This is a genomic window from Streptomyces sp. URMC 123, assembly GCF_051386515.1.
Classification (GTDB): domain Bacteria; phylum Actinomycetota; class Actinomycetes; order Streptomycetales; family Streptomycetaceae; genus Streptomyces.
Map to the genome: position 1 here is coordinate 1 of NZ_JBPQTV010000426.1, position 4,603 is coordinate 4,603.

General features: G+C 74.1%; 4 protein-coding genes and 1 pseudogene. 4 read left to right on the plus strand and 1 reads right to left on the minus strand.

Annotation, left to right across the window (positions count from 1 at the left end; genetic code table 11):
• Positions 1-120: 120 nt before the first annotated feature.
• The gene (locus ACSNOD_RS28635; RefSeq protein WP_436769981.1) at positions 121-363 is read right to left on the minus strand and encodes a gliding motility protein; all 243 of its coding nucleotides are present in this window, start codon (positions 361-363) and stop codon (positions 121-123) included.
• A 182-nt stretch (positions 364-545) separates the two neighbouring features.
• On the opposite strand from ACSNOD_RS28635, the gene miaA reads away from it, so the two are divergent.
• The 4 genes and pseudogenes from miaA to ACSNOD_RS28655 all read left to right on the plus strand — a co-directional run.
• Positions 546-1,484 carry a tRNA (adenosine(37)-N6)-dimethylallyltransferase MiaA gene (gene miaA / locus ACSNOD_RS28640; protein WP_436769982.1) on the plus strand — a complete coding sequence of 313 codons (939 nt, stop codon included), beginning with the start codon at positions 546-548 and terminating at the stop codon, positions 1,482-1,484.
• A 106-nt stretch (positions 1,485-1,590) separates the two neighbouring features.
• Positions 1,591-2,004, plus strand: coding sequence for a hypothetical protein (locus ACSNOD_RS28645; RefSeq protein WP_436769984.1), 414 nt, complete (start codon positions 1,591-1,593; stop codon positions 2,002-2,004).
• Positions 2,005-2,073: 69 nt separating this feature from the next.
• Positions 2,074-3,015 (plus strand): annotated as a pseudogene (dapF, locus tag ACSNOD_RS28650) (diaminopimelate epimerase); the annotation flags it as partial.
• Between the two features lie 526 nt (positions 3,016-3,541).
• On the plus strand, positions 3,542-4,603 hold a 1,062-nt coding region (locus ACSNOD_RS28655; protein ID WP_436769983.1), incomplete at its 3' end, for an HD domain-containing protein.

A 4,603-nucleotide genomic window follows, 5' to 3' on the forward strand; every position in this document is an offset into this window, starting at 1 on the left:
GCCGCGGAGCGTGTCGCTCCGCGGCCGCCGTCCGGTGAGTGGCCCACTGCCCGCCCACCGTCGTCCTGCCCGGGAATGCGCCGGGGGCCGCTGATCGCGGGCCCCGCCCCGTACTGAGCCCTACTTGCGGGCGCCCTCGCCGGTCTCGCTGTCGGCGGCCTCTTCGGCGGACTGCTGCTTGGGGATGTCCACGCCCTCGGCCGCCGCCTCGCCCGCCTCCGCCGGTTCCGCGGCCGCCTCGGCCTTCTCCTCGGCCGGCGTCTCCGCCGTCGCCTTCGATTCCGCCGTCGGAGTGGCCGTGGCCGTCTCCTCCGTTGACGCCTTGGACGACTTCCGCAGAAGCTTTGAAAGAAACGCGCCCATATCTACTCCATACGTTACTCGTGTGGGCGAAATCCCGTGCCGCCCGGAGCGTCTCATTGCGCCGCCCGCGGGCACCGGTCCTGAAACCGGCCATCGGAACCTCGCAACAGGCAACGATGCGGACACGGGACCGTCACGTAGCTCGTTCGAGGAGTGGCCGCCGGGTTTGCGAGACTGGGGCGGTGAACAGCGCAGCCCCCGCACCGCGGGTCATCGCCGTCGTCGGCCCCACCGCGGCCGGCAAGTCCGATCTCGGCGTGGCCCTCGCCCGCCATCTCGGCGGCGAAGTCGTCAACGCCGACTCGATGCAGCTCTACCGAGGTATGGACATCGGCACCGCCAAGCTGACCCCGGCCGAACGGCAGGGGGTGCCGCACCACCTGCTCGACGTCTGGGACGTCACCGAGGCCGCCAGCGTCGCGGAGTACCAGCGGCTGGCCCGCGCCCAGATCGACCGGCTCCTCGCCCGGGGGCGCGTCCCGATCCTCGTCGGCGGCTCCGGGCTGTACGTCCGGGCCGCCATCGACGTCCTCGAGTTCCCCGGCACCGACCCCGCCGTACGGGCCCGGCTGGAGGCAGAACTGCTGGCCGAGGGCCCGGGGCCGCTGCACCGCCGGCTCGCCGCCGCCGACCCGGAGGCCGCGCGGGCCATCCTGCCCGGCAACGGCCGCAGGATCGTCCGGGCGCTGGAGGTCATCGAGATCACCGGCCGGCCCTTCACCGCCAACCTCCCCAGCCATGAGTCCGTCTACGACACCGTCCAGATCGGCGTGGACGTCGCCCGCCCGGAACTCGACGAACGCATCACCACGCGCGTCGACCGGATGTGGGACGCGGGTCTGGTCGACGAGGTCCGGGCCCTGGAGGCCGTCGGCCTGCGCGACGGGCTCACGGCCTCCCGCGCCCTCGGGTACCAGCAGGTCCTGACCTTCCTGGCGGGCGACTGCACCGAGGACGAGGCGCGCGCCGAGACCGTACGCGCCACCAAGCGCTTCGCGCGCCGTCAGGACTCGTGGTTCCGCCGCGATCCGCGGGTGCATTGGCTCAACGGGGCGGCCGACCACCGGGGGGAACTCCTCGGGCAGGCGCTGGGGTTGGTCGAACGACCGGTCACAGCCTGATCACGTGATGGCATCGGGACGCTCCGTGCGTCATCCGGGCCTGGGTGAGCGTGTCATCATCGACCTTCGATCGAGCCGTGAGTCTGAGTTGGGAGGGCGCGTGGCGATGGAGGCCGGCCCTCGGGACAGACCGCAGCCGCCGCAGGACGAGCCCGTGCCCGAGCTCCTGCTGGGGGCGGGCGAGGAGTCCTTCCGCGAGCTGCGTCCGCCGCGGCGGCTGCGGATATGGCAGCTCGCGCCCATCGTGGTGCTCGCCGTCGTCGGCTCGCTGATGTTCGCCTTCCCGCTCGCCTTCGACTTCGGTGACGGCGGCGCGGTCATCGCCATGCTGGGCCTGCTGATCAGCTCCTGCGCGGCGGGCTGGGGCATGATGGCGGCGCGCCGCGTGGGCCACACCTGGCCCGGGCTGCCGCCGAGGGGGTCGGGCCGGCGCCCCGACTGGCGGGTCGTCGCCCTGTACGTGCTCGTGGTCGGCACCGTCGCCGCGCTCGCCATCTGGCGCGTGGCCCGCCTGCGCTGACCCGCTGCCTCGTCGGCCGCGCCCGTCACCGCCCCGGCCCGCCCGGCGGGGGCACCGTAGGATCGAGACGTGACCACCACGCGCATCCCCTTCCTCAAGGGGCACGGCACCGAGAACGACTTCGTGATCGTCCCGGACCCGGACAACGCCCTGCCGCTGCCCCCCGCCACCGTGGCCAGGCTCTGCGACCGCCGCGCCGGCATCGGCGGCGACGGCCTGCTGCACGTCGTGCGGTCCGCCGCGCACCCGGAGGCGGCTCATCTGGCCGCCGAGGCCGAGTGGTTCATGGACTACCGCAACAGCGACGGCAGCGTGGCCGAGATGTGCGGCAACGGCGTCCGGGTCTTCGCCCGCTACCTCCAGCGCGCCGGTCACGTCACGTCCGGGGCCTTCGCCGTGGCCACCCGCGCCGGCATCCGGCGGGTCACCATCGCCGGGAACGGCCCCGGCGGCGCCGAGGGCGATGTCACGGTCTCCATGGGCCGGGCGGCGCTCCTGGGGGCCGGCGGCAGCGGAGCGGCGGCCCAGGCCCCCGGAGCGGCCGACGGCGACCCGGCCGGCGCGGCCGCGGACGCCGGCCCCACCGTCACCGTCGGCACCCGCCAGTGGCCGGTGCGCTCCGTGAGCATGGGCAACCCGCACGCCGTCGCCTTCGTCGAGGACCTGGCCCACGCCGGCAGCCTGCTGGCCCCGCCCCGGCTCCACCCGGAGGGCGCCTTCCCCGACGGTGCCAACGTGGAGTTCGTCGTCGACCGCGGGCCCGGCCATGTGGCCATGCGCGTCCACGAGCGCGGCGCCGGCGAGACCCGGTCCTGCGGCACCGGGGCCTGCGCCGTCATGGTGGCCACCGCACGCCGCGACGGCGTCGACCCGGCCACGACGGGTCGCCCGGTCACGTACACCGTGGACGTCCTCGGCGGCACCCTGCGGATCACCGAGCATGTCGACGGCGAGGTCGAGATGACCGGTCCCGCCGTGATCGTGGCCGAGGGCACCCTCGCCCCCGAGTGGTGGGGCGCCCCGGCCTGCGCGGCCGCGGACACCGGCGCTCCCGCCGCCGATGCTCCGAACGCCGGCCCCGGGGGAGCCGGCGCGCCGGACCGCGTCCCCGCCGCCTGACGACCCCGCCCCGGTCGGAACCACCCGGCTCCCCGCCGTCCGACTGACGACCCCGGCTCCCGGGCCGGAGCCGCCCCCGCGCCCCGCCCGGAGCCACCCGGCTCCCGGGCCGGGGCCAGAGGCGCGCTCCGGGCGCCGCGACCGGCGCACGGCGCGGGTGACGGACCGGCGCCGCCTCGCGCCCTTTACGCCTCTCACCACCCCAATCGCCTGATCGTTCGCTCGAATGGGTGGTCCGGTTCACGCTGGGCGAGAGGGGGAGAGCGCTGCGTGATGGGCTCGGTAGCATCAAGCACCGGCACTGGGTGCCCGATCCGCACCCAGGAGGGCGCGGCGCGGGCCGCGCCGGGCTCCGGAGGGCTCGTGCCCCGGAGCCCGGAGACACCGCCCTTGCCGGTCGACGTCGCCGGAGGTGCCCATGAGCGCAGAGGCAGCCGACCATGGTTCTCTCGGCCGCAGGCGCGGCCGCCCCCGCATCGCCCCGCGCATCTCCCCACGGATCGACCTCCGCAGACTCGGCCGCGCCGCGCTCCTGGGGCCGGCCTCGCGCGGCAGGATGCCGGACGCCATCGACCACATCGCCAAGGTCCACCGCTCGCACCACCCGCGCGCGGACCTCGACCCCCTGCGCAGGGCGTACCTCCTCGCCGAGTCCTCCCACCGGGGCCAGTTCCGCAAGAGCGGCGAGCCGTACATCACGCACCCGCTGGCGGTGACCCTGATCCTGGCCGAACTGGGCGCCGAGACCACCACCCTCACCGCGTCCCTGCTCCACGACACCGTGGAGGACACCGAGGTGACGCTCGATCAGGTGGGGGAGGCGTTCGGGGCCGAGGTGCGCTATCTCGTCGACGGCGTCACGAAGTTGGAGAAGGTCGACTACGGGGCGGCCGCCGAACCGGAGACCTTCCGGAAGATGCTGGTGGCCACCGGCAACGACGTCCGGGTGATGTCCATCAAGCTCGCCGACCGGCTGCACAACATGCGCACGCTCGGGGTGATGCGCCCCGAGAAACAGGTGCGGATCGCCAAGGTCACCCGCGATGTGCTCATCCCGCTCGCCGAGCGCCTGGGGGTCCAGGCCCTCAAGTCCGAACTGGAGGACCTCGTCTTCGAGATCCTCCACCCCGAGGAGTACGCGCGCACCCGCGAACTCGTCCTGGAGCACATCCGCGGCGGAACCGACCCCCTGGTGGGCGTCGCGGAGAACATGCGCTCCGTACTGCGCGAGGCGGACATCGCCGCCGAAGTCCACGTCCGGCCGCGCCACTTCGTCTCCGTCCACCGGGTCCGCATCAAGCGCGGCGAGCTCGGCGGCAGCGACTTCGGCCGGCTGCTCGTGCTGGTGGCCGAGGACGCCGACTGCTACGCCGTCCTCGGTGAACTCCACACCTGCTTCACCCCGGTCATCTCGGAGTTCAAGGACTTCATCGCCGTTCCCAAGTTCAACCTGTACCAGTCGCTGCACACGGCCGTGGCC

Coding starts and splice junctions, on each gene's coding strand:
- ACSNOD_RS28635 (WP_436769981.1), bottom strand. CDS start 363: ATGGGCGCGTTTCTTTCAAAGCTTCTGCGGAAGTCGTCCAAGGCGTCA.
- ACSNOD_RS28645 (WP_436769984.1), top strand. CDS start 1,591: ATGGAGGCCGGCCCTCGGGACAGACCGCAGCCGCCGCAGGACGAGCCC.